The organism is Candidatus Alistipes pullistercoris, from assembly GCF_027665465.1.
Lineage (GTDB): Bacteria > Bacteroidota > Bacteroidia > Bacteroidales > Rikenellaceae > Alistipes_A > Alistipes_A hominis.
In genome coordinates this window covers 18,815-42,453 of sequence record NZ_JAQDED010000005.1, presented here as the reverse complement: position 1 = coordinate 42,453, position 23,639 = coordinate 18,815, and the positions used below count along the sequence as shown (strand labels likewise).

Genomic DNA, 23,639 nt, shown 5'->3' with positions numbered 1-23,639 from the left:
GAACCGCGTACCTTCGCAGCACCATACAAACCACCAAACAATCAACCATGACAACGATCCGAGAACAATGGAACGCCCTACTGGGCAGGCTCGGCCTCGCTTCCGACACGGAGAACGGGGTGAGCGACAAACAACTGGAAACGCTGAACGAAGCGTTGGCGGAACCAGCCGACACGCCGGCCGAAGAGACGGCCGCCGGACAAACGGTAACGGCGACCCGAACGCTTCCGCACGAAGACCCATCCCCGACGGAAACGCCCCGTTCGGCCAACCAGGCGGCCTACGACAGCGATCTACGCAATTTCAGACGATAAGGCCGGACTGCGTAAAGTAATATTTACTTTATAAAAGAACACTAAAACATTTTTGTAAACTATAAAAATTATGGCAAAAATCGAAAACCCTAAAAACTACACCGGACGCGACCTCGAAACGATCTTTTTTCGGCCGATGCTGAGCGGGTCGGACGCCGTCGACCTGGGCATCAAAATCCTGTACAACACCCCCGTTCCGACGACGCTCCAATTCTGGAAACGGGCGGGGGACATCCTGCAAAAATACACGGCGAGCGGCTGGAACGGAGGAGAAAGCGCAACCAAATTTCAAAAGCAGATCCAACTGTCTAAAGTAAAGGCGGAAGTCGGATACTCGGCCGACGACTACTTCAACATGGTTTACGAAACGATTGCCGGACGCAGCGACGTCAACCTGGACGACCTGTCCGGGACGGAACTGGAAGCCGCCGAAACGTCCCTGTTCCGGGAAGCCGTCGCGGAAAGCATCCGTGCGACGATGTGGCTCGGGGACACCGAACGCAACGGGCAGTTGGCAACCTTCGACGGATTCGTCAAACGCCTGCTCGCGGACAGCGGGCCCGGTGAAAACGACGTACCCTGCTTCTACCTGCCGGAAAATTTTGCCGGCAACAGCGAAACCGACGCTGCCGAAAAAGTGTTCAAGAAGCTGTGGGAAGATGCGCCGGAAGTTCTGAAAGCGTTCAAACCGCAAGGCAATCTGGTTTATCTGGTAACGTCGGATATTTATGCCAGATACGAGGAAGAACTCGATAACGTGGTACTCGAATCGGCTTATCTCGCCAAGCAAAACGGACGCGAAGCGCTCTCATACCGAGGGATACCGGTAATCGACATCCAAGTAACGCCTTACCTGAAAACGTGCGGGGACATGCCGCAGACGTTCGCGCTGCTCACCGACCGTAGAAATCTGGCGATCGCGGTCAACACGGCCGACTTCCCGGGAACCGAAATCCGGATGTGGTACAATCCCGATCAGATGGAAAACCGACAACGGGCCATCTTTATGGCCGGATGCGACTACCTGCTCCCCGAAATGGTTTCGATGGCGGTCGGAGGCATCTCCGCGACACTGTCCTCGGACGGCATCGACGCTTCGGGCGGAGCGGTCAGCATCACCGTAAAAGGATACCGCGCCGTGAACAGCCTAACGGCGCAGGGACTCGCAAACGACGACAGCCCGGTAGGAGAAGCCGTCCCGCTGACCGGGGAACAGGGCGTTTTCGGCGGAACGCTGACCGGAAGCGGTATTGTCAAAATCCGCTGCACCGTCACCTACCTCAACGGGGAGAGCGGAGAATTCATCATCCAGTAATCAACCGATAAAACAGACCGATTATGTCATTGTCAAATTACGCCCGATCCAGAAGCCGACGAAACGGAGGGATCCGCCTGATCGGACTGGTCGAACAGAGCGACGTGGCCGAAGTGACCTACGCGAGCGCGGAGAAAGGATACTCCGCGATCCGGCTCGACGAAGACTGTTATTTTTCGAAATACGAATTCCGGGAAGATGAAGCCGAATACCGGGAGACCGTTTCGGTCGTCAACGGGGCGCAGGTCGTCACCCACGAGCTGATCTTCACGCTCGATAAGATGGGCAACGACAGCTCCCCGGCGATCACCTCGATCGCCGACGCCGCACGCAACGGGCTGATCGCCCTGCTGACGACTCCGAACGGGGATTCGTTCTTGGTGGGCTACTCCGTCGAGTTCGAAAAAGAACGGCCACTGAGACTCGTTTCGGCCAACGGAACGACCGGAAAACAGCTTGCCGAAGGAACGAACGAAGTCATCACGCTGCGCAGCCAAGACGTTTCGAAAGCCAAACCGTTCTTCGGGGATATGGAAACGCTGTTCTCCGCAGCCGGATAGCAATCGAAACCAACGGGAAACGGGAGCCGGCAACGAACGCTCTCCTGTTTCCCGTTGAAAAAAACTCATTCCGATGAAAACGAAAAATACATCCAGAAACCTGTATGTGCGCGGGAATACGGTCAATCCGTTCGCAGCGGCCGGCCCCGACAAGGCGGGAAACGAACGTTACTGGCGATGGGGATCGGACAACCTGTTCCCGAATGCCCTGGCGCTGATGTCGCGCCGGTCGCCCACACACCGGAGAATCATCAACGACAAAGCGGATTACATCTCGGGCAAAGGATTCACCTGCGATCCGGAACGCCGAACGCTGGCGGCCATCGCGGAACGGGCGAACGGGGCCGGAGAATCGCTGCGCGTGATCCTCAATAAACTGGCATTCGACAAATCGCTGTTCGGAAACGCATTTCTCGAAATAGCGACCGACCCGGACGAAACATCCCTGTCGCTGTTCCACCAGGACGCCTCGCGGTGCCGGGTCGCACGGGACGGAACGCACATCTTGCTGCACCACGACTGGACCGCATTCACATTGCAGCAGGCCAAATCGCTGCCGCTCTACCCGATATTCGAACCGGCCCCGGACGGGACGCTGCGGTCGATCGTTCATTATAAAGACTACGAACCGATGTTCGAACACTACGGACTGCCAGCCTACATCGCCGGACTGAACGTATCGGCGATCGCCTACAAGACCGACCAATGGAACATCAGCCGGTTGGACAACTCGTTCCAACTGTCGGGTATCATGGTGCTGGACGGAGACGTGGATAACGAACAGGACGCTTACGACATCATCTCGGCCGCAGAAAAACGATTCGCCGGAAAACCGGGACAGGTGATGTTCATGGTCAAAAACACCGAAGAGACGGACAACTCGAAATTCGTACCCATCGCCTCGGCCAACGAGGGAGACTGGAAACTGCTGCACGACCAGGCTACGTCGGACATCGTGGTCGCACATTCGTGGTTCCGGTCGCTGAGCGGACTGGACTATACGACCGGATTCAACGCCGAACGCATCCTGCACGAATATGAAATCGCCCTGAACACGCTGATTCTCGGAGAACAGCAGGAACTGCTGGAACCGATCCGGACGGTCATCGAACGCTGTCTGCACTGCGAGGCGTCGTCGTTGCAAGTCATCAACCGCCCTCCCACCCGATCGAAACCGCTGTACATGAAAGTGTGGGAAGCCCGCAAAAACGACGGGCTGAGCTACGACCCGGACGATCCGGAACAAAACCTCTACCTGGCGCAGATCACCAAATACGCGCTCCGCAACATCGACTAAACACGCAAAGACATGACCGACTTACTGATTACCGCCGCCGAAGTGCTGGAAACGGCCTTCCCGTCGAACGAATACGTTCCGGAAGGGATGATCGTCCCGGCCCGAATCGAAACGGCGCAACTGGGATTCCTGCGCCCGGTATTCGGCAAACTGTACGACAAACTGGGCGAAGAACCGTACGCGGCTTTTTGCCGGACGTATATAAAGCCCGCGCTGGCTTACTACGTACGCTACCTGATGGTAGACGAACAGTGCGCCGCGATCGGTGCGGCCGGCGTCCGGCAGAACAAATCCGCCTACACGGAAGCCGTCCCGGACAGCCGGCTGCACCGACTGCGCAGGCAGGCGCGCAACGATGCCGACACGCTGCTGGACAAGGCGATCGACTACGTGGAAAACAATCCGGCGATGTTCCCGGAATACGACCCGAAAGAAAATATCCGCCGCCGGGTCTTGATAAAAGGCGGATTCATTCTGTAAAAACGCCTCATATGAAACAAATGATCGGAACGATCTCTTCGGTCGCGGCCCTGTTCGCGCCGGTGCAACCGCTGGTATGCTGCGCGCTGGCATTCGTATGCGTCGATTTCGCAACGGGCGTCGCGGCGAGCTACAAACGCGCCGGACGCATGAAACGCCCGTGGGCCTTCGAAAGCGACAAGGCATGGAGAACCGTCTACAAGCTGGTCTTCGTCACGGTAGGCATCGCGATGACGTGGCTGATCGACACCTGCATCCTCCCGTTCGCAGGGCTGCGCCTGGCCAACCTGTTCACAGGATTCGTCTGCGGCGTGGAGCTGTGGAGCTACCTGGAGAATGCAGCCGAAATATCGGAACACCCGCTATTCCGGAAACTAAAAAAATACATGAAACAGGAAATCGACCGAAAACTCGAAAAAGATTCGCTATGATCTACGAAAACAAAGTCCCGCCGGCATTCGCCGGTAAAGTAAAACAAATCGCGGCCCGACTCAGCGTCAACCCGGATCACCTGATGGCGATCATGTGGAGCGAAAGCCGCCTCGATCCCTCGGCGCGGAATCCGCGCGGCGGGGCCGTCGGGTTGATCCAGTTCATGCCGGCTACGGCGGAAGGACTCGGAACGACCGCAGAAAAACTATTGAAAATGACCGGGGAAGAACAGCTCGATTACGTCGAACTGTTTTTCAGGCCCTATGCCGCACGCTGCCGGACGTTCGCAGACCTCTATCTGGCTTGTTTTTTCCCGGCCGCCATCGGCAAACCGGACGGATACGTCCTACAGACCCGGCGGCTGCCGGCCCGTGTGATCGCCCGGCAGAACCCGATTTTCGACACCGACGGAGACGATAGGATCACCGTCGGCGAATTCCGAGCAAAACTGAAATCGCTGATTCCCGATGCGCTGCATCCGTACCTTTTTTAAATGCGGTCTGCCGGTACTGCTGACGGCGACGGTCGCAGGGAGCGGCTGCAGGACAAGCAGGAACCTGCAATCGCACGACCGGCAGTCGCTGCGCGACACGACGGCGACCGTCCGATCGGAAAAAGACAAGGTTGCGGAACAACTGACCGACGACTGGGAAAACTGGGAGATCGTCCGTACCGAATACGTTTTGAAAGGCCGCGACACCGTCCCCGATACGATACGACGGATACCGGCGGGAATCAAACGGGTCACCCGCGTACGAGGTATCAGACACAGCACCTCGGTCAATAAAAAAGAAGAACAGGAAAAAACGGCGCAATCCGTACGACTCCGCCGGACGGAATCGCAAACGGAGACTGCGAAAACCGTAAAAAAATCCTCCGCCGGACGAATTGCACTGTATGCGATCGGGCTGGTCGCACTGTGGCTGGCGCTCCGTTCGATCGGAAAATGGTTATTGTAAAACCGGATCGAAATTCTAAAGCAAGCGATTCTCGGCAAAATACCGCCAAAGCGGAGCCGCATGCAACGCTTGTTTGACCCGGTCGGTCAACAGCAGATCACGGACCTCGTCCTGTGAAAGCAAGTGCACGGTCAGGTCTTCGGTCGCTTCGAGATGCTGCTCCGAAACGGGTTCGACATCCTCGGCGACAAAACAATGGGTCAGGTTGGTATGCGTAGACGGATTGGCCGAAACGGTCATCAGCTCGCGCCACGTTCCACGGCCGTAACCGGTCTCTTCAAGCAACTCCCGTCGGGCGGCGGCGAGCGGCGAGGCATCCTCCGGATCGCAAACCCCGGCACACAGTTCCATCAAGGCGCATCCCAGACCGTGCCGGTACTGACGAATGAAAACGAACTTCCGATCGCGGGTAATCGCAATCGTATTCACCCATTCCGGATATTCGAGAACGTAGTATTCGGGAACCGGATTCCCGTTAGGCAGCACGATGGATTCCCTGCGCACCGTAAGCCACGGACGGTTGAAAAGATACTCGCTCTGCAATACTTTCACTTTTTTCTCTTCGGACATTTTACACTCTTTAAACGCAACGGCAAGTTTACTCAAAATTTTCCGGGCTGCAAAACGATTTCAGGAAATCGGACAGACACCGGTAAGTCCGGAACAAAAAACGTGATACTGAGAGGAAAACCGCGACAAAAACAAAATTTGTCGCGGTTTTCCATTTATTTACGTATCTTTGCCGCAAATTTATGATTTGTCACTTGTATCGGAATTGCGTCGCCCTGACGCCATGACCTAAAAAATTTACATGTCGGTCATATTTTACACCACAATAACTATACATATACATGGTTCAATTAGAAGAATTCGGAGCGCTCGGACTGACCGATGTCACCCTCGAAGCCATTAAAGCGAAAGGCTTCGAAACCCCGTCTCCGATCCAGAAACTCACGATCCCCGTTCTGCTCGACGACGAAAAAACAAACGATATCATCGCACAGGCCCAGACCGGCACCGGTAAAACCGCCGCTTTCGGCCTGCCAATCCTCGAACGACTGCGCCCGCAGAAAGGAGCGACCCAAGCGCTGATTCTGGTTCCCACCCGCGAACTGGCCCTGCAGGTTACCGAAGAAATCCTGTCGTTCAACGCCAAACGCAAACTCGTCATTTCGCCGATCTACGGAGGAGCTTCGATGACCGAACAACTGCGGCGTCTGGGCAAAGGCATCGATGTCGTAGTCGGCACGCCCGGCCGCATCCTCGACCACCTGCGTCGCGGAACACTGGACATCAAGGCCCTGAAATACCTGATCCTCGACGAAGCGGACGAAATGCTCAATATGGGCTTTATCGAAGACGTCGAAGAAATCTTGTCCAATACGAACGACTACCGCCGCATCCTGCTGTTTTCGGCGACCATGCCCGAACGGATCATCCGCCTGTCGAAAAAATACATGCGCGACGTGGAAATCCTGCGCGTACCGGCACAAGAAGTCACCACCGAACTGACCGACCAGATCTACTTCGAAGTGCGCGACAGCGACAAATTCGACGCGCTGACGCGAATCATCGACGTCGAACCCGAATTTTACGGGATCGTCTTCTGCCGCACCAAGATCGGCGTGGACGAAGTGGTCAACAAGCTGACCGAACGCGGGTATGCGGCCGAAGGACTGCACGGCGACGTTTCGCAGGTACAACGCGAAAAAATCCTGAAACGATTCAAGAAAAAGCTGGCCAATATACTGGTAGCCACCGACGTGGCGGCGCGCGGGATCGACATCAACAACCTGACCCACGTGATCAATTATTCGCTGCCGCAGGACACTGAATCCTACGTGCATCGGATCGGCCGCACGGGCCGCGCCGGCAATACCGGTACGGCGATCACGTTCATCTCGCATTCGGAATACCGGCAGTTCAGTTCGCTGAAACGGGAAATCAAAGTGGACATCAAGAAAGTCGCCCTGCCGTCGGCGCAGGACGTCGTCGAGATCAAAAAGACCAAGATCAAGGACGACCTGATCGAAATCGTCGAAAGCGAGTCGTACCGCAAATATACCGAAATGGCCGGCGAGGTGCTGCAAAACCTCGACCCGGAAGTGGCGCTGGCGGCCCTGCTGAAACTGGCGTTCAAAAACGAACTCGAAGAGAGCAGCTACCCCGAAATCCGTTCGATCAACGTCGACCGCAAAGGAACGGCGCGGCTGTTCATCTCGATCGGCAAAATGGACGGTTTCGACGCCCGCAAACTGACCGACATGCTGAAACGCGAGTGTCGGCTGCCGGACAACAAGATCGACGACGTACGGGTGATGGATAGCTATTCGTTCGTAACCGTACCGTTCTCGGACGCCCGGCAGGCGATCCGCCAGCTCAACGACATCAACCGCGGAGGACGCCCGATCGCGGAACTCGCCAAAGACGGCGATTCCGGCGAAAACAAGGAACGTTCGGGACGGGACTTCCGGAAAGAGAAGCGCAAAGGCGCGCGGAAAGAGGATCGGAAAACGGAACGCAGGGACGCCGCCCGCAAATCCGGCGGAAATCCGAGAAAAAACGACTTCGACTGGAACAACGTCCAGTGGGATGCGGTCAATCCGGCAGCCGGCTGGGGCGGCAAAGCGGGCTTCGACAAACGGGCCGGCGGTAAGAAACGCGGCAAACGGTAACGCGCATACCGAAAACACACGGCCATTCATGTCAAAGTGACAGGGCAAACTGACAGAGAAAGGACTCCTTTGTCAGTTTTTTCGTTCGAAAACCTGACATTTCCCGTTTGGCATATTATGTGTAAAAGAATGGAACGTTTCCGTAAAAGGAATGTCCACCGGAAACGGCAAATGAAAACCAAACATTAACAAACTTAAAAAAATAACGACGTTATGAAAGTTAAACCATTAGCAGACCGGGTTCTGATCGAACCCAATCCCGCAGAAGAGAAAACGGCCGGCGGATTGTTCATCCCCGACACAGCCAAAGAAAAACCCCTCGCAGGTAAAGTGATCGCCGTAGGCCCCGGAACGGCCGATGTGAAGATGGAAGTGAAGACGGGCGACCAGGTCCTTTACGGCAAATACGCCGGCACCGAGATCAACATCGACGGTAAAGACTACCTGATCATGAAACAGGGCGACATCCTCGCCATCATCTAATCGTTCAACTCAGTATAAACCCAATTCAAACAATCAAGATTATGGCAAAAGAGATTAAATACAATACCGAAGCGCGCGAACAACTCAAGGAAGGCGTCGACGCGCTGGCAAACGCTGTGAAGGTAACGCTGGGCCCGAAAGGACGTAACGTTGTAATCGATAAGAAATTCGGCGCTCCGCAGGTGACCAAGGACGGCGTGACCGTAGCCAAAGAGATCGAACTCGAAGACCCGATCGCCAACATGGGCGCCCAGATGGTCAAGGAAGTGGCCTCGAAGACGGCCGACGACGCCGGCGACGGCACCACGACGGCTACCGTGCTGGCGCAGGCCATTGTCGGCGTAGGCGTGAAGAACGTAACCGCAGGCGCGAACCCGATGGATCTGAAACGCGGTATCGACAAAGCGGTCGGAACCGTCGTCGAAAACCTGCGCAAGCAGAGCCAAGAAGTGGGCGGCGACATTAGCAAGATCGAACAGGTAGCCACGATTTCGGCCAACAACGACAACGCGATCGGCAAGCTGATCGCCGAAGCGATGGGCAAGGTGAATAAGGAAGGCGTCATCACCGTAGAGGAAGCCAAAGGCACCGAAACGCACGTAGACGTAGTAGAAGGGATGCAGTTCGACCGCGGATACATCTCTCCGTACTTCATCACCGATTCCGAAAAAATGGAAGCCGTGCTCGAAAAGCCACTGATCCTGATTACCGACAAAAAGGTTTCAACGATGAAAGAGCTGATGGGCGTGCTCGAACCCGCCGCACAGAACGGACGTTCGCTGGTGATCATCGCCGAAGACGTCGACGGCGAAGCGCTGGCAGCCTTGGTTGTCAACAAACTGCGCGGCACGCTGAAGATCGCCGCCGTGAAAGCTCCGGGTTTCGGCGACCGTCGTAAAGAGATGCTCGAAGACATCGCCATCCTGACCGGCGGTACGGTGATCTCCGAAGAACGCGGCATCCGCCTGGATCAGGCTACGCTCGACATGCTGGGTTCGGCCGACAAGGTGATCGTCACCAAAGAAAACACGACCGTCGTAGACGGCGTTGGCAACAAGGAAGCCATCGCCAACCGCGTCGCACAGATCCGCAAGCAGATGGAAATCTCGACTTCGGATTACGATAAGGAAAAACTCGCCGAGCGTCTGGCCAAACTGGCCGGCGGCGTGGCCGTACTGTATGTCGGCGCTGCCAGCGAGGTGGAAATGAAAGAGAAGAAAGACCGCGTGGACGATGCGCTGGCCGCAACCCGCGCCGCCGTAGAAGAGGGCATCATCCCGGGCGGCGGCGTAGCCTACATCCGCGCCGTAGCAGCTCTCGAAAAGATGAAGGGCGACAACGACGACGAAACGACCGGTATCCAGATCGTGAAACGCGCGATCGAAGAACCGCTGCGCCAGATTGTAGCCAACGCCGGCGGCGAAGGCTCGGTAGTGGTCGCCAACGTCAAAGAAGGCAAGGGAGCTTACGGCTACAACGCCCGCGCCGACAAATACGAAGATATGTTCAAGGCCGGTATCATCGACCCGACGAAAGTGGCCCGCGTCGCGCTGGAAAATGCAGCTTCGATCGCAGCCATGTTCCTGACGACCGAATGCGTACTGGTCAACAAGAAAGAACCCGAAGCTCCGGCAGCGATGCCGCAGGGCATGGGCGGTATGGGCGGAATGATGTAATCGCCCGGCGAAACGGAAAAATCCCCGGCTTTGCAGCCGGGGATTTTTTTATGTCTGCCTCCGGAACCGCGTACGCTTCAACTTTTTCGACCGGACGGAAAAATTTCCCCTTACCGATTACGGGATGATCGCAGATGTTACCAAAACCATCTGCGATTTGACATTCAACAGGATACCACGAATATCCCCATATTCGTTTCATCATGCCTTATGGCGGCGGAAAGGTTTCCTTTTTCCATGACGGGCAGCCGTGACATGAACAAAGAACTGAGCAAAAAGCGGAATAGACATACGAGAACGCCTCTTGCCTATGGCAACCTTTTTAAAACCATGTGAAATATGTAAAAAGGTTGTTTTTTCTACCGATAGTCCTTTTTCTCCGGATCGGTCAAACTTATCAGATATAATAATGCAAAATCTTGATGAATAACTGTCTCGTAGTTCCTGACTGATTATTATTCTTATTCGCTGGCTTATTCGAATATACAGAACACAACATAAGCATTTCGGAACACTGTTGTCTACTGTACATTTGATAATTTCGCACACAAAATCAGAAAATGGACAAAAAATGGCTAAAATTAATCGGCTTGACCGGTTGTGCAATGCTGATGGCGTCAAGTATCAGGCACTATCGAACGTCTGTGCGTAAGCGAAGGCGAGAAAGTGCGCCGGGACAAGTTCTCTTCATCATCGACCAAGTGCCCTATAAAGCGGCCCTGCGGACAGCAACGGCGGACGTGGCGGCAGCCAGAGCGAACCTGAAAACAGCAGAACTGAACTTCAACAGCAGCAAGGAACTCTATGCGCAGAAAGTCATCTCACAGGTCAATCTGGAGATTGTCAGCGAAGTTGGCATATCTCCCCTCTCTGTATCTCTCCCCGCAAGGGACAATAAGCAGCTTCGACGGCGGCAAGGCTGCCAAAACCTACTCGGTGCCTGTTACCGCCAGTTGGGAGATAGATATTTTCGGTAAGTTACGTAACGCCAAGCGACAGTCGCAAGCATTGTATGCACAGAGCCAGGATTACAGACAAGCCGTACGCACGCAGGTAATAGCCGGAATCGCCAATACATATTACACGTTGCTGATGCTCGACGCCCAGCTCGAAATATCAGAGCAGACGAAAATATCGTGGAAGGAATCGGCTGATGCCACCCGCGCCCTGATGAACGCCGGAAGAGCGGATAACTCTGCCGTGTCGCAGATGGAAGCCGCTTATTACAGCGTGTGCGCCTCCGTACTTGACCTGAAAGAACAAATCAATCAAGTCGAAAACAGTATGTCGTTGTTGTTGGCTTCCACTCCTCATACCATAGAACGTGGCAAGTTAGACACCTTAAATATACCTACAAGCTTTTCTACCGGCATTCCAGTCCAACTGTTGTCAAACCGTCCGGATGTCCGGGCTGCGAAACGCTCCTTGGAACAGGCATTTTATGCCGCAAACCAGGCGCGTTCCGCTTTTTATCCATCCATAACACTGAGCGGAAGCGCGGGGGGGCAAATTCGGCAGGGAGTACGATTGTCAATCCCGGAAAGTTCCTCGCCTCGGCGGTAGGTTCGCTCCCACAACCGCTCTTTGCACGAGGGCAACTTACCGAACAGTTGAAAATAGCCAGCCAAGGCCCAGCAGGAAGAAGCTCAGCTCAGTTTCCAGCAGGCACTTTTGCAAGCCGGAACCGAGGTGAACAACGCCTTGACACAATATCAGACGGCGCGTGACAAGTCGGCACTGTACGAGAAACAGGTGGAATCCTTGCAGACAGCATATAAGAGCACTTCCCTTACCATGCAGTACGGCAATACGACCTATCTGGAGGTACTGACGGCACAGCAAAGCCTCCTGAGCGCCCAACTGACACAAGTAGCCAACCGCATCACTGAGATACAGGGGCTTATCAGTCTCTATCAGGCACTGGGTGGAGGATGTGAAGAGTGACTGTTTTAAGTCTATCCTCAAATATACATTTCATAAAGAAACTACATCCCAAAAGTTAGACACAAAACTTTTGGGATGTAGTTCAAAATGTGTTGCCGCCGAATTTTGAGACTACGTTACCCCTTTTTATCGCCTCCTTGCGGAGCTGTCAACAGAAAGTTTTTGAAGTCATAAATGAGTTTGGAGGCATTTCTTCTTCAAATGGGCTCTTACGAATATCCCAAGGAGCCTTTATTTACGTGACATCTATCAGTGTCATTCTCTCTCCGAGATTACGCGCACCTTGATCTTCCCCTGCCTAATCCATCTATATAACGTGGGCTTGGAAATATTGTATTTGTTGTAAACCTGAATCACCGATAAGAACTGACGCCCCCTCGGCTCCATTAACAATGGCTTGTCGTCTTGCTTCCTTTTTTCAAAGCATGTTTTTTACTGCGGAATGTTTCATCTTTTTTATCACTTTAACATCAATTCATGAATCAGGTAGATAAATCACGTCAAAATAAGTATCCCCACGGTTAATCCGAATAAAAAAAGTGGAGCGTAACTCGTTGAGATACGCTCCACTTCGTTATTGATGATTGTTTGACCTTACTTCACTTCTTCGAAATCCACGTCGGTCACGTTGTCGTTCGAGGTTTGTCCGGCTCCGGCGCCCGCGCTGCCCGAAGCGGAGCCTGCGCCCGCATCCGCGCCTGCGTCGGCGCCCGGGTTCGCCTGCGATGCTCCGGCGGCCTGCTGTGCGTTGTAGATGTCCTGCGAAGCGGCCTGCCATGCGTTGTTCAGTTCGGTCGTCGCCGAGTCAATGGCGGCAATGTCCTGCGATTTGTGCGCGTCTTTCAACTTGCCGAGGGCGGCTTCGATGGCGCCCTTCTTGTCAGCCGGGATCTTGTCGCCGTACTCCTTGAGCTGCTTTTCGGTCGAGAAAATCATGCTGTCGGCGGCGTTGACCTTGTCGACGCGTTCGCGTTCGGCCTTATCTTTCTCCTCGTTGGCTTTCGCCTCGTCGCGCATCTTCTGGATCTCCTGTTCGGTCAGGCCGGACGACGCTTCGATCCGGATCTTCTGTTCCTTGCCGGTGCCTTTGTCTTTGGCCGATACGTTCAGAATGCCGTTCGCGTCGATGTCGAACGTCACCTCGATCTGGGGTACTCCGCGCGGTGCGGCCGGAATGCCGTCCAGGTGGAACCGTCCGATCGTCTTGTTGTCGCGGGCCATCTGGCGTTCGCCTTGCAACACGTGGATCTCCACCGACGGCTGGTTGTCGGCTGCGGTCGAGAAGACTTCGCTCTTGCGCGTCGGGATCGTGGTGTTCGCGTCGATCAGGCGGGTGAATACGCCGCCGAGCGTTTCGATTCCCAGCGACAGCGGGGTCACGTCGAGCAGCAGCACGTCTTTCACTTCGCCGGTCAGCACGCCACCCTGGATGGCGGCGCCGATAGCGACCACTTCGTCCGGGTTGACGCCTTTGGACGGCGTTTTACCGAAGAACTCTTCGACCACTTTCTGGATCGCCGGGATACGGGTCGAACCGCCTACCAGGATCACTTCGTCGATCTGACTGTTGCTCAGTCCGGCGTCGGCCATCGCTTTTTTGCACGGCTCGATCGTCGCGCGGATCAATCTGTCGGCCAGTTGTTCGAATTTGGCGCGCGTCAGGGTCATTACCAGGTGCTGCGGAATCCCGTCCACCGGCATGATGTACGGCAGGTTGATCTCGGTCGAGGTCGAGCTCGACAGTTCGATCTTCGCCTTCTCGGCGGCCTCCTTCAGACGCTGCAGGGCCATCGGATCTTTGCGCAGGTCGATGTTATGCTGTTTTTTGAACTCGTCGGCCATCCAGTCGATAATCACGTGGTCGAAGTCGTCGCCTCCGAGGTGCGTGTCGCCGTTGGTCGATTTCACTTCGAATACGCCGTCGCCCAGTTCCAGAATCGAAATATCGAACGTGCCGCCTCCGAGGTCGTATACGGCGATCTTCATATCCTTGTTCGCCTTATCCAGGCCGTAGGCCAGCGCTGCGGCCGTCGGTTCGTTGATGATACGGCGCACTTTCAGACCGGCGATTTCGCCCGCTTCCTTGGTAGCCTGGCGTTGCGAGTCGGAGAAGTAGGCCGGAACAGTGATGACGGCTTCGGATACTTCGGTGCCGAGGTAATCCTCGGCGGTCTTTTTCATTTTCTGCAGGACGATCGCGGAGATTTCCTGCGGGGTATAGAGTCTGCCGTCGATATCGATGCGCGGGGTGTTGTTGTCGCCTTTGACCACTTTGTAAGCCGCCCGTTCAATGTCTTTGCCGACCTGATCGTAAGTCTCGCCCATGAAACGCTTGATCGACGTGATCGTACGCTGTGGGTTGGTGATCGCCTGCCGTTTGGCGGGGTCGCCCACTTTCCGTTCGTTGTTGTCCACGAACGCTACGATCGAAGGTGTCGTGCGGCGTCCCTCGCTGTTGGGGATCACCACGGGTTCGTTACCCTCCATCACGGCAACGCAGGAGTTCGTAGTACCTAAGTCAATTCCAATAATCTTTCCCATAGTCGTTATCTCGTTTAGTTGTTTTATGCTGAATTTTTTGTTTTCGAACTTGATTTATCAATCTTTATGCCAAGCGGCAAAACGGGCGGTTTGGCCGCTGCCGACTGCCAAAGAGGTTTCGATTGTCGGACATGCTGGCACGGAGTCTGCCATTTCGTCTGAAAAAATACCCGAATAAAAGGGTTCGTTGCAAATTTTGGGCCGCCGGTATTTTTTATGAAACGGAACGTCCGTTTTTTCTATATAAAGTTCTACATTTGCGCAGGATAAATACAACGATATTATGAAAAGGAATCTTGTTTTTGTATTGCTGCTGACGCTCTTCGGTACGGGGGCTTCGGCGCAGCTCAAGGTGGGCAAACTGCTCAAGGCGGGCGGCAATCTGATCAGCGCCGTTACGCTGACCGATGCGGACATCGCCGAAATGAGTAAGAGCGCGGTTGAGAAGATGGATCAGGAGAATCAGGTCGATACGTCGGATTACCACCGGCGGTTGCAGCGGTTGACCGAGAACATCTCCGTCGACGGCCTGAAGCTGAATTTCAAGGTCTACCTGACCAAGGACGTCAATGCGTTTGCCTGCGGCGACGGCAGCGTGCGGGTGTATAGCGCGCTGATGGATACGATGTCCGACAGCGAACTGATGGCGATCATCGGTCACGAAATCGGTCACGTGGCCCGCACCGATACGAAAGATGCGCTGAAAAACGCTTACCTGCGTTCGGCGGCCCAGAATGCGGCCGGTTCGGTCAGCGGCAGCGTCGCCGCCAGACTGTCCGAATCGCAATTGGCCGAGTTGGCGAACTCGCTGGCGCAGGCCCAGTATTCGCAGAAGCAGGAATACGACGCCGACGAGTACGGATTCGAGTTCTGCCTGAAAAATAATGTCGATCCGTATGCGATGTACCATGCGCTCGATAAACTGGCCGATATGTCGAAGACGAACCGCAACAACGCTTCGGCGATCGTGAAGGCGTTTGCGACGCATCCGGACAGCTACAAACGCGCTCAGCGCATGAAGGAAAAGGCCGACGCACTGCAGCATTGATCGGCGTAAACGGATAAAACTATGAAAAAACTTTTGGGAATTTTTCTTATCTGCATCTTGGGCTTTTCGTGCGCCAGGAGTGGGGAAAGTGCCGTACCGACCCGGGTGGACAGCATCGTTTCGAGATTGGAAGATCCGGATACTCGGTCGGTAATCGTGGTGGCCCATCGGGGCGATTGGAGGCACAGCGTCGAAAATTCGCTTCAGGCCGTTCAAAATGCGATCGATATGCAGGTGGATGTAGTCGAAATCGATGTCCGCAAGACTGCCGACGGCCGTCTGGTCCTGATGCACGACGCGACGATCGACCGGACGACCAACGGCAGCGGCAAGGTTTCGGAACTGACGCTCGATTCGATCCGGAACTGTTATCTGAAAGCCGCCGACAGTACGCTGACCGATCTGCGGGTTCCGACGCTCGATGAAGTTTTCGAGATAAGCAGAGACCGGATCATGCTCAATATCGACAAAGGGTACTGGATATTCGACGATGTTTACGCGCTGGCCGAAAAGGCCGGCACCACCCGCCAGATTATTATGAAAGGGGATCAGGCGGCCGATCAGGTGCTCGAAAGTTTCGGGCGTTACCTCGACAGGGTTTTTTACATGCCGATCGTCAATTTGAACAAAGAGGGTGCGGAAGAAGCGATTGCCGATTTTCAGGAGAAAATCCGTCCGGTAGCTTATGAGTTGTTGTATAAAAGCGATACCTGCCAGACGCCGCTCAGGGTCAAAAATCAGTTGGCCGGGAAATCGTTGATCTGGTACAATACGATGTGGAACGGGATGTCCGGCAGCCGTTATGACGACCGGGCGGTCGATGATCCCGACCGGGTGTACGGTTACCTGATCGATTCGCTGAACGCGCGGATCATCCAGACCGACCGGCCGGGGTTTCTGATCCGTTACCTCGTATCGCGCGGACAGCACTGATTGTTTTCGAAGGTGATAAAAGGCAGGGAGCGGAAAATTTTCCGCTCCCTGCTTTGTTTTCGGCAGATATCGTTTGTCGTTAGAACCGGATCGGATTGACGCCCGGATGCAGTTTGACGGTTTTGCCGTTCCAGACGAAATCGCCGGTCAATTGCCCCGGCAGAGCGACTTGTCCGGATAATATATCCCCGTCGCGTTGCAGTTCGACCGTGATGTCGCCCTGCGGATGCGGTACGACGCCTTTGATTTGTTTCAGGTGTCCCGGATGCGGGGCGATCCGCACCGTAGCGAATCCCGGCGAAGCGGGTTCTACGCCGCAGACCGTTGCCAGCAGGTCGTAATTCGGGCTCGAACTCCAGGCATGGCAGTCCGAACGGGTTGGTTCGGGGGTCTCGGCGAAGGTGGTGAGGCCGATGTCGATCATCTGCTGCCACGGCCCGAGCATTTCGGTATAACGGTCTGCCAGACCGACCTTTTTCAGTGCGCGGATCAAATAGAATTTGTAATAGAACGTGGTTTGCGTGAGCGACGGATCGCTGTCGATCCGTTCGAATACGGCGCGCTGGTCTTTGTGCGGAATGGCGTCGGTCAGGATGCCCATGATGTTGACGTGCTGGCTGTAAGTCGGACTGCCGATATAATCCCGCAGCAATCCTTTCGATGCGTCCCAGCACTTTTCGTAAACGTTTTTCTTCAGTCCGGCGGAGATCGCCGCATACTCTTTCGCTTCGGCGGGCCGGTCGTAGCGGCGCATCAGGTCGGCTGCGTCGTCCAGCGCGGCGGCCAGTTGCAGCGTGGTGATCGCCGAACCGGACGAGTCGCTTTCGGGCGCGATACCTCGTTCCCACGAGGTGGCCCAGTCGGTGAAGTTCCAGTGCGGAAGACCGTTCTTCAGCAGGCCCGTGTGCGGATCGATCTTTTCGGTGAACCACGACAGCACGGTGCGGATGCCGGGTAGGAAGCTTCGCACGAAAGCGTCGTCGCTGCGGTGCATCCAATAGTCGTGGATCATGCCGATCCAGTAGAGCGAAAAAGGCGGAATGTACTGCGGAATGTGGCTCGGGTAACGGCTGCAGGTGATTCCCTCGTACGAGCGCGAAAGGTCGTACATCCGGATCGCCTTGCGCACCAGCCGGTCGTCGCCGGAGACGTACAGCGAGATCAGCGCCTGGATCCGCGTGTCGCCGGCATACTGCAATTGTTCGTAATAGGGGCAGTCGAAATAGGTCTCGTGGGCGCAGAGTCGGGCGGTGCGCCAGCCCGTTTCCCAAATTTTCTCCAATGCAGGGTCGTCCGATTCGAAAGAGCCGCGCACTTCGAACGGATAGCCCGTGTAGATGCCGTACAGATCTTCGACGACGAGCGGCGCCGCTCCGGTTTCGATGTCGAGTTGGATATAACGATAGGTTTTGAACCACAGCGGGCGGAACAACCGTCCGTCGGCTCCGTCGGGCAGGAACTCGTCCGCGAATCCGCGGCACTCGCGGCCGTCGATTTCGTTGCGGTTTCCTTTGCCCCGTTCGTCGAACAGCGCTTCGGAATAGGTCAGTTTGATTTTGCTGCCTTTGCCTCCGGATACTTTCAGTTCCGGGTAGGCGGTGGTCAGGAATCCCTGGTCGAGCAGCACGGTGCATTTCGTGCGGGCCGGGATTTTCAGCGGCGACCGGCCGTCGATGAACGTCGGCAGCGATGCGAGTCCCTGTTGCCGGCGCACGGCGGTCAGGCGTTGTTCGGTCAGTTCCATCATCGGGATGTCGCGCGGGGTCAGAATCCAGTCGCTTTCGCCGTAACCGGGCGCGCCGTAGGTTTTACCGGGCGAAAAGCCGGTGGCCGCATACCATTTCGAATCGTCGAAGCCGACGGTTTCCCACCCCCACGGGTATTTCGTGCCGTCGATTCGGTCGTGGCCGCCGATGTAGCCGGCTTCCGGACAGTTGAACAGCGGCGAGAAGGATTCGTCTCGCAGGACGAGCCAGCTACCGTCGGTGTTGACATCGTCTTCGACGGACGAATTGCCCTGTACGATCAGACCGGTCTGCCGGCTGATCTGCGCTCCGGGGCTACGGGTTCCCAGGTTCCATACCGTGACGGCCAGCACGTTTTGGCCCGGTCGCAGCAGCGGAGCGATGTCGACCGTTTCGTAGTACCAGCGGTTCAGATCGCCGCGCGCCGGGCCCCAGCACGCTTCTTGTCCGTTGACCAGCAGCCGGTAGCGGTTATCGGCCGAGATGTTGATAACGAACCGCTCCGGTTTTTTCGGCAGGTCGAGACGTTTGCGGAAGCGGTAGACGCCGTAATCGTACGGAGAAGATCCTCCGTCACAGATCCATTGGGCGCTCCAGGTGCCGGTGAGCTGCCGTTCGCCGGGCTGTGTCGACGGCAGCGACGCTCCGGCCGACCAGCAGCCGACAGCCATCAGGAAGGTAAGTAACAAGCGAGTGTTTTTCATAAGAAGTTCTGTTAAATTCGGATAAACCCTCAAACGGATTGAGACTAACAAATATAGGGATTAAACGGCGATTCGGTCGTACACTTCGGGATATTTGTAGTCTAAACGGTCTAATTTATTCGCTTTCCAATATTTAGGCAGGGAATTTGATTTTACACGGAGAAAGTATCATTGCGGGGATGGCATGAGCCTTTCCGAAATTGCTACGGTAAGCAAATTTATCAAAATTCATGTCACTTTAATCTATTAATGTTATGAAGTACGTTTATTTAATTCTGGCCGCTGCGTTGTTGGCGACGTCGGCCTCGGCCCAAACGGGAATGACCCGGGAACAGATGGAAAGTCGTCACCAGGAACGAGTACAAATGCGCGATGCGCGTCATCAGACCGAGATCAAACAGATGGATTCGATCGTCCTGAACCGTTACTACAAGTTCATGCCGACCAGCTTCCAGCAGGAACCGGCCGGGAACATGCACCAGATCTATTCGATCATGTATTCGTTGGCGATGTACAAGGACTACGTGGACATCGATATCCCGTACATCGTAGGCGTGGTCGCTCCTTATCATTTGACGATCATGAACTACATTACGTTCGACATCCAGAAGTATACCGCCGTTCAGAACGAGGACGGGTGGACGATTTCTTTCTCGTCGAATCTCTATTCGGACAATACCTATACGTTTACGTTCAAAATCTACTCGATCACCCGCGAGGCCGTGCTGAACATCGCTTCGACCCTCTATCCGACGGTGACCTACTACGGTTCGATCCAGCAGATCTATTAAACTTCGGCGAAAAGACGTCATGAAAAAATGGTTGCTTTTTACGATGCTCGCCGCCGCGCTGACGGCCGCCGCGCAACAGCCCGACCGGCGCCAGCGCAGCGCCGCCGAACGCCAGTTGCGCCAGCAGCGTTTCATGGAGCGACTGGATTCGATGGTGGCGTCCGGAGATTTCCAGTTTCTGCCGGTGAGCATGGAGTGGGGGCCGCGGGGCGGCTCGCAGATCATCAACGACTTTTATTATTACATCGGGATTTTCAAAAACCGTTTGCAGGTGCATATTCCGGTGGTGATCGGCAGGGCAATGACCTATAATGCGGTCGTCAATTTCGACACCGACAAGATGACCGGCTTCCGGACGCAGCGCAACGACTCCGGATGGAAAGTGTCGTTCGCGGCTACGGATAATACCGGGACGGCCTATACGTTCGTCTTTACGATTTACGACCAGACCGGACAGGCCATACTGGATATGGTTTCGAACCGGAACCTGATGCAGTATTCGGGTACGATCGTCGCGAACGACAAACTGCCGGAATCTACCGATCCCGCGCCGCCGATGAAAAGGGGGCCGGACGGGAAACTGGTTCCCGAAGATATTTGACCGGGGGCGTGCCGGAACGTACCGATGCGGACCGCCGATATAAAAACAGCGGAGGCTTATAAAAGCCTCCGCTGTTTTTTGCGGATCGAAACGGGGAACGATCAGATTTTCGTCGTAGCTTTGATGTAATGGTGGTGCGCTCCGTAGCGGTCGAAAGCCGCGCGGTCGAGCGCTTCGCGGTGATCCGGATGCGCGACGCTGATAATCAGCCGCGCACGCTCCTGCAGCGATTTCCCGTACAGGTTGACCGCGCCGTATTCGGTGACGAACCAATGCACGTGCGAGCGGGTGGTCACCACGCCGGCGCCGAGGGTCAGTTCCGGGGCGATCTTGCTGATTCCCTTGTTCGTTACCGAAGGCATCGCGAGGATCGCCTTACCCCCCTCCGAACGCGATGCGCCGTAAATGAAGTCGATCTGGCCGCCTACGCCGGAGTAGAATTTCGTGCCGAGCGAATCGGCGCAGATCTGGCCGGTCAGATCGACCTGCAGGGCCGAGTTGATCGCCGTCACCTTCGGATTCTTGGCGATGACGAACGGGTCGTTCGTATAGCCGACGTCCATCATGGCGACGCCCGGGTTGTTGTCTATAAAGTCGTATACTTTCTGCGAACCCATCAGGAACGTGGAGACCATCTTGCCTTTGTCGATGGCTTTGTTGCGTCCGTTGATCACGCCGCTTTCGACCAGCGGCAGCACGCCGTCGGCGAACATCTCGGTGTGGATACCGAGGTCTTTGTGCCCGGTCAGTTGGGCGAGCACGGCGTTCGGGATCGCGCCGATGCCCATTTGCAGGCAGGCGCCGTCCTCGATCAGCGCGGCGCAGTGCTTGCCGATCGCCGTTTCGGTCTCGTTCGGGGTCGAGAAGTGAGCCTCTTCGAGCGGCTTGTCGTCCTGTACGAACAGGTCGATGTCGTCAACGTGGATGAACGCGTCTCCGAACGAGCGCGGAACGTGTTTATTGATGACGGCGATCACCGTACGGGCGCACTCGACGGCGGCCAGCGTGGCGTCGACCGAAGTGCCCAGCGATACGTAGCCGTGCGCGTCCGGGGGCGATACCTGAATCATCGCCACGTCGCACGGCAACGTGCCGCTGCGGTACAGTTTCTGGGTTTCGCTGAGGAATACCGGGATGTAGTCGGCGTAGCCCGATTGGGTCACCTTGCGGACGTTGCCGCCTACGAAAAACGAGTCGAGCTGGAAAATGCCTTCGAACTCCGGAGCCGCGTAGGGAGCGGGCCCTTCGGTGTGCAGATGGTGCACGTGCACGTGTTCGAATTCTTTGTTGCGTCCGCGGTCGCACATGGCGTTGATCAGGCACTGCGGCGCGCTGGCCACACTGCTCAGGTGAATGTGATCGCCGGTTTTGATCACTTTCACCGCTTCGGCGGCCGGAATGAATTTGATTTGTTTGGTCATTATAAATTATCGTAGTTAGTTAGACTCGGGACTTTTGAATAAAACGGTGCAAATTTAAGCATTAATTAATGGATAAAAAAGGCCTTTTGAGGATTTTTGATTTACTTTGCAACCTTTATGGTACGGCGCATTTGCTTATTTTCAGAGGATATGGCTTCTTTTTTCCGGGGAATCACACCGAAATACATCATTCTGACGGGGTGTCTGTTTACGCTTCTGTTCGCGTTTTTCAGCAACGAGGTATATCATCCGGACGAGCATTTCCAGATTCTCGAATACGCGCACATGAAGCTTTTCGGAACGCCCGTTCCGGCCGAACTGCCGTGGGAATACATCCTAATGATGCGCCCCGGACTGCAACCGATGATCGCCTACGGACTCGGATGGCTGTTGGATGCCGGAGGAATCTATTCTCCGTACCTGTTGTTCTCGCTGCTGCACGTATTGAGCGGGGCGCTGTCCATCGTGTCCGTACTCGCATTTTACCGCGTCGTTCGCGGGACGCTATCCGGACCGAGCGAGGAGAAGTGGCTGTTGTTGCTGAGTTTTTTCCTGTGGTTCATGGTGTATCTCCATGTGCGGTTCAGTTCCGAAACGTTCTCGGGGAATCTGCTGTTGTTGCTGGTCTCGGTCTATTTGTCATACGGGCAGCGGGAGCGGAAGCGCCCTTTCGTGTGGGGCGCAGGGATGGGATTGTTGGCGGGCGCGGCCTTTATTTCGCGCTACCAAGTGGGATTCGCGTTGTTCGGATTCGGGCTCTGGCTGCTGGTGTTCGCCCGGCGCTGGCGACTGCTCGCCGGCCTGGCTTTGGGAGGAGCCGCGATGCTGGGCGTCGGCGTGCTGGTCGATTACTGGCTGTACGGGACCTGGACCTGCTCGCCGGTCAATTACCTGAGAGAAAATATCCTGAATTCCCACATCGATAAGTTCGGCATCAAACCGTGGTATTTCTACCTGAGCGATACGGTCAGCAAGGGATTCGTCGTTTACGGCCTGGCGATTCTTGCGGCGACGTGCTGGTTTTTCGTTCGGAATCCCAAACACGTCATCACCTGGACGATGGTGCCTTTCCTGCTGGCGCACCAGTTGGTCGGCCACAAGGAGCTCCGCTTTTTGTTCCCCGTGCTGCCGTTTATTCCCTTTTTCGCCGTTTTGCTGGCGCGCGACCTGCCGCAGCGGTTGCTGCGAAACCGGATCGTCCGGTTAGTCGGCGTGCTCGCCGTCGTTCTGAACTTCGCGCTGATCGTTTATAATGTCATTCCGATCAAAAATACGGATATCTTTTTCTACCGGATGATGGACGACTACTGCCGCGGCAAAGAGCGGGTGTGCGTGCTGAACGTGAAGGATGAACCCACTTATTACAGCTACGGCGAATTCATGATCGGCCCCCGCGTGGTCACTGCCCGTTTTTACATGCCGCGCAATATGGAGCTTCGCTTGGCCGGTTCCATATCGGAACTGGAACGCGAGGCCCGGCGATTGCGCAGAACCTGCCCCGACGTGTTTATCTTGTCCGGCGACGAGCGCCTGCCCGAGCACACTGCGCTGCCGGTGGAGAAAGTCGCCTGGAATCCTTATCCGAAGTGGATTATCCGCTATTTCAATTTCAACGACTGGGTCAGCCTTAGTATCCGGCGTAAAAACCTCTACAAAGTCGGCGCGTCGGCCGGCGAAAAATAATCTTTTTTTACATAAGGGGGGCGTTTTGCCGCGGGCG

General features: G+C 55.5%; 21 protein-coding genes and 2 pseudogenes. 18 read left to right on the top strand and 5 right to left on the bottom strand.

Annotation, left to right across the window (positions count from 1 at the left end):
• Positions 1 to 47: 47 nt before the first annotated feature.
• From PGR91_RS08375 to PGR91_RS08340, 8 genes are all read left to right on the top strand, one after another.
• On the top strand, positions 48 to 314 hold the full coding sequence (locus tag PGR91_RS08375; protein ID WP_101573879.1) for a hypothetical protein: 267 nt from the start codon (positions 48 to 50) through the stop codon (positions 312 to 314).
• A gap of 70 nt (positions 315 to 384) precedes the next feature.
• Positions 385 to 1,629 carry a hypothetical protein gene (locus PGR91_RS08370; protein WP_118655769.1) on the top strand — a complete coding sequence of 415 codons (1,245 nt, stop codon included), beginning with the start codon at positions 385 to 387 and terminating at the stop codon, positions 1,627 to 1,629.
• Positions 1,630 to 1,652: 23 nt separating this feature from the next.
• Positions 1,653 to 2,189, top strand: coding sequence for a hypothetical protein (locus PGR91_RS08365; protein ID WP_055205238.1), 537 nt, complete (start codon positions 1,653 to 1,655; stop codon positions 2,187 to 2,189).
• A gap of 73 nt (positions 2,190 to 2,262) precedes the next feature.
• Positions 2,263 to 3,486 (top strand): phage portal protein, encoded by a 1,224-nt coding sequence (locus tag PGR91_RS08360; protein WP_118655767.1) that lies wholly within the window; start codon positions 2,263 to 2,265, stop codon positions 3,484 to 3,486.
• 12 nt (positions 3,487 to 3,498) lie between these two features.
• Entirely contained in the window at positions 3,499 to 3,966 is a 468-nt protein-coding gene (locus PGR91_RS08355; protein WP_118458710.1) for a hypothetical protein, read from the top strand.
• A gap of 11 nt (positions 3,967 to 3,977) precedes the next feature.
• Positions 3,978 to 4,397 (top strand): phage holin family protein, encoded by a 420-nt coding sequence (locus PGR91_RS08350; RefSeq protein WP_055205235.1) that lies wholly within the window; start codon positions 3,978 to 3,980, stop codon positions 4,395 to 4,397.
• Positions 4,394 to 4,891 carry a transglycosylase SLT domain-containing protein gene (locus PGR91_RS08345; protein ID WP_118655765.1) on the top strand — a complete coding sequence of 166 codons (498 nt, stop codon included), beginning with the start codon at positions 4,394 to 4,396 and terminating at the stop codon, positions 4,889 to 4,891. The genes PGR91_RS08350 and PGR91_RS08345 overlap by 4 nt, the downstream gene beginning before the upstream one ends.
• Positions 4,866 to 5,357, top strand: coding sequence for a hypothetical protein (locus tag PGR91_RS08340; protein ID WP_118655763.1), 492 nt, complete (start codon positions 4,866 to 4,868; stop codon positions 5,355 to 5,357). Before PGR91_RS08345 ends, PGR91_RS08340 begins: the two co-directional genes overlap by 26 nt.
• 15 nt (positions 5,358 to 5,372) lie before the next feature.
• On the opposite strand, the gene PGR91_RS08335 is transcribed toward PGR91_RS08340, so the two are convergent.
• Positions 5,373 to 5,927 carry an NUDIX hydrolase gene (locus PGR91_RS08335; RefSeq protein ID WP_101573914.1) on the bottom strand — a complete coding sequence of 185 codons (555 nt, stop codon included), beginning with the start codon at positions 5,925 to 5,927 and terminating at the stop codon, positions 5,373 to 5,375.
• Between the two features lie 281 nt (positions 5,928 to 6,208).
• Here PGR91_RS08335 and PGR91_RS08330 point away from each other — a divergent pair, with 281 nt between their 5' ends.
• The 5 genes and pseudogenes from PGR91_RS08330 (at position 6,209) to PGR91_RS08310 (ending at position 12,135) form a co-directional block, all read left to right on the top strand.
• Complete coding sequence (locus tag PGR91_RS08330) at positions 6,209 to 8,032, top strand: DEAD/DEAH box helicase (protein WP_118655761.1); 1,824 nt, start codon at positions 6,209 to 6,211, stop codon at positions 8,030 to 8,032.
• 213 nt (positions 8,033 to 8,245) lie between these two features.
• The gene (locus PGR91_RS08325) at positions 8,246 to 8,515 is read left to right on the top strand and encodes a co-chaperone GroES (protein WP_055205230.1); all 270 of its coding nucleotides are present in this window, start codon (positions 8,246 to 8,248) and stop codon (positions 8,513 to 8,515) included.
• A gap of 41 nt (positions 8,516 to 8,556) precedes the next feature.
• Entirely contained in the window at positions 8,557 to 10,191 is a 1,635-nt protein-coding gene (gene groL / locus PGR91_RS08320; RefSeq protein WP_055205229.1) for a chaperonin GroEL, read from the top strand.
• Positions 10,192 to 10,809: 618 nt separating this feature from the next.
• Positions 10,810 to 11,030: pseudogene (locus tag PGR91_RS08315) on the top strand (biotin/lipoyl-binding protein); the annotation flags it as partial.
• Positions 10,996 to 12,135 (top strand): annotated as a pseudogene (locus tag PGR91_RS08310) (TolC family protein). The pseudogenes PGR91_RS08315 and PGR91_RS08310, both read left to right, overlap by 35 nt.
• A gap of 255 nt (positions 12,136 to 12,390) precedes the next feature.
• On the opposite strand, the gene PGR91_RS13595 reads toward PGR91_RS08310, so the two are convergent.
• Positions 12,391 to 12,522 carry a helix-turn-helix domain-containing protein gene (locus tag PGR91_RS13595; protein WP_118458702.1) on the bottom strand — a complete coding sequence of 44 codons (132 nt, stop codon included), beginning with the start codon at positions 12,520 to 12,522 and terminating at the stop codon, positions 12,391 to 12,393.
• A gap of 207 nt (positions 12,523 to 12,729) precedes the next feature.
• Positions 12,730 to 14,676, bottom strand: coding sequence for a molecular chaperone DnaK (gene dnaK / locus PGR91_RS08305; RefSeq protein WP_081032614.1), 1,947 nt, complete (start codon positions 14,674 to 14,676; stop codon positions 12,730 to 12,732).
• 283 nt (positions 14,677 to 14,959) lie between these two features.
• Here dnaK and PGR91_RS08300 point away from each other — a divergent pair, with 283 nt between their 5' ends.
• The gene (locus PGR91_RS08300; RefSeq protein ID WP_055205217.1) at positions 14,960 to 15,724 is read left to right on the top strand and encodes a M48 family metalloprotease; all 765 of its coding nucleotides are present in this window, start codon (positions 14,960 to 14,962) and stop codon (positions 15,722 to 15,724) included.
• Positions 15,725 to 15,745: 21 nt separating this feature from the next.
• Positions 15,746 to 16,657 carry a glycerophosphodiester phosphodiesterase family protein gene (locus PGR91_RS08295; protein ID WP_118655759.1) on the top strand — a complete coding sequence of 304 codons (912 nt, stop codon included), beginning with the start codon at positions 15,746 to 15,748 and terminating at the stop codon, positions 16,655 to 16,657.
• 79 nt (positions 16,658 to 16,736) lie between these two features.
• Here PGR91_RS08295 and PGR91_RS08290 read toward each other — a convergent pair whose 3' ends face one another.
• Positions 16,737 to 19,106 carry a family 78 glycoside hydrolase catalytic domain gene (locus PGR91_RS08290; RefSeq protein ID WP_118655757.1) on the bottom strand — a complete coding sequence of 790 codons (2,370 nt, stop codon included), beginning with the start codon at positions 19,104 to 19,106 and terminating at the stop codon, positions 16,737 to 16,739.
• Positions 19,107 to 19,360: 254 nt separating this feature from the next.
• On the opposite strand from PGR91_RS08290, the gene PGR91_RS08285 reads away from it, so the two are divergent.
• Both PGR91_RS08285 and PGR91_RS08280 read left to right on the top strand, forming a co-directional pair.
• Positions 19,361 to 19,897, top strand: coding sequence for a DUF4251 domain-containing protein (locus PGR91_RS08285; protein ID WP_055205220.1), 537 nt, complete (start codon positions 19,361 to 19,363; stop codon positions 19,895 to 19,897).
• Positions 19,898 to 19,916: 19 nt separating this feature from the next.
• A complete protein-coding gene (locus PGR91_RS08280; RefSeq protein WP_055205221.1) occupies positions 19,917 to 20,498 on the top strand; it encodes a DUF4251 domain-containing protein in 582 nt (193 codons plus the stop codon).
• 101 nt (positions 20,499 to 20,599) lie between these two features.
• On the opposite strand, the gene PGR91_RS08275 is transcribed toward PGR91_RS08280, so the two are convergent.
• A complete protein-coding gene (locus tag PGR91_RS08275) occupies positions 20,600 to 21,919 on the bottom strand; it encodes an acetyl-CoA hydrolase/transferase family protein (RefSeq protein ID WP_101573861.1) in 1,320 nt (439 codons plus the stop codon).
• 150 nt (positions 21,920 to 22,069) lie between these two features.
• Here PGR91_RS08275 and PGR91_RS08270 point away from each other — a divergent pair, with 150 nt between their 5' ends.
• A complete protein-coding gene (locus tag PGR91_RS08270; protein ID WP_182424205.1) occupies positions 22,070 to 23,602 on the top strand; it encodes a hypothetical protein in 1,533 nt (510 codons plus the stop codon).
• Positions 23,603 to 23,639 lie beyond the last annotated feature (37 nt).

Coding starts and splice junctions, on each gene's coding strand:
- PGR91_RS08330 (WP_118655761.1), top strand. CDS start 6,209: ATGGTTCAATTAGAAGAATTCGGAGCGCTCGGACTGACCGATGTCACC.
- PGR91_RS08285 (WP_055205220.1), top strand. CDS start 19,361: ATGAAGTACGTTTATTTAATTCTGGCCGCTGCGTTGTTGGCGACGTCG.
- PGR91_RS08365 (WP_055205238.1), top strand. CDS start 1,653: ATGTCATTGTCAAATTACGCCCGATCCAGAAGCCGACGAAACGGAGGG.
- PGR91_RS08325 (WP_055205230.1), top strand. CDS start 8,246: ATGAAAGTTAAACCATTAGCAGACCGGGTTCTGATCGAACCCAATCCC.
- PGR91_RS08355 (WP_118458710.1), top strand. CDS start 3,499: ATGACCGACTTACTGATTACCGCCGCCGAAGTGCTGGAAACGGCCTTC.
- PGR91_RS08350 (WP_055205235.1), top strand. CDS start 3,978: ATGAAACAAATGATCGGAACGATCTCTTCGGTCGCGGCCCTGTTCGCG.
- groL (WP_055205229.1), top strand. CDS start 8,557: ATGGCAAAAGAGATTAAATACAATACCGAAGCGCGCGAACAACTCAAG.
- PGR91_RS08370 (WP_118655769.1), top strand. CDS start 385: ATGGCAAAAATCGAAAACCCTAAAAACTACACCGGACGCGACCTCGAA.
- PGR91_RS08340 (WP_118655763.1), top strand. CDS start 4,866: ATGCGCTGCATCCGTACCTTTTTTAAATGCGGTCTGCCGGTACTGCTG.
- PGR91_RS08295 (WP_118655759.1), top strand. CDS start 15,746: ATGAAAAAACTTTTGGGAATTTTTCTTATCTGCATCTTGGGCTTTTCG.
- dnaK (WP_081032614.1), bottom strand. CDS start 14,676: ATGGGAAAGATTATTGGAATTGACTTAGGTACTACGAACTCCTGCGTT.
- PGR91_RS08290 (WP_118655757.1), bottom strand. CDS start 19,106: ATGAAAAACACTCGCTTGTTACTTACCTTCCTGATGGCTGTCGGCTGC.
- PGR91_RS08375 (WP_101573879.1), top strand. CDS start 48: ATGACAACGATCCGAGAACAATGGAACGCCCTACTGGGCAGGCTCGGC.
- PGR91_RS13595 (WP_118458702.1), bottom strand. CDS start 12,522: ATGGAGCCGAGGGGGCGTCAGTTCTTATCGGTGATTCAGGTTTACAAC.
- PGR91_RS08270 (WP_182424205.1), top strand. CDS start 22,070: ATGGCTTCTTTTTTCCGGGGAATCACACCGAAATACATCATTCTGACG.
- PGR91_RS08345 (WP_118655765.1), top strand. CDS start 4,394: ATGATCTACGAAAACAAAGTCCCGCCGGCATTCGCCGGTAAAGTAAAA.
- PGR91_RS08300 (WP_055205217.1), top strand. CDS start 14,960: ATGAAAAGGAATCTTGTTTTTGTATTGCTGCTGACGCTCTTCGGTACG.
- PGR91_RS08275 (WP_101573861.1), bottom strand. CDS start 21,919: ATGACCAAACAAATCAAATTCATTCCGGCCGCCGAAGCGGTGAAAGTG.
- PGR91_RS08280 (WP_055205221.1), top strand. CDS start 19,917: ATGAAAAAATGGTTGCTTTTTACGATGCTCGCCGCCGCGCTGACGGCC.
- PGR91_RS08360 (WP_118655767.1), top strand. CDS start 2,263: ATGAAAACGAAAAATACATCCAGAAACCTGTATGTGCGCGGGAATACG.
- PGR91_RS08335 (WP_101573914.1), bottom strand. CDS start 5,927: ATGTCCGAAGAGAAAAAAGTGAAAGTATTGCAGAGCGAGTATCTTTTC.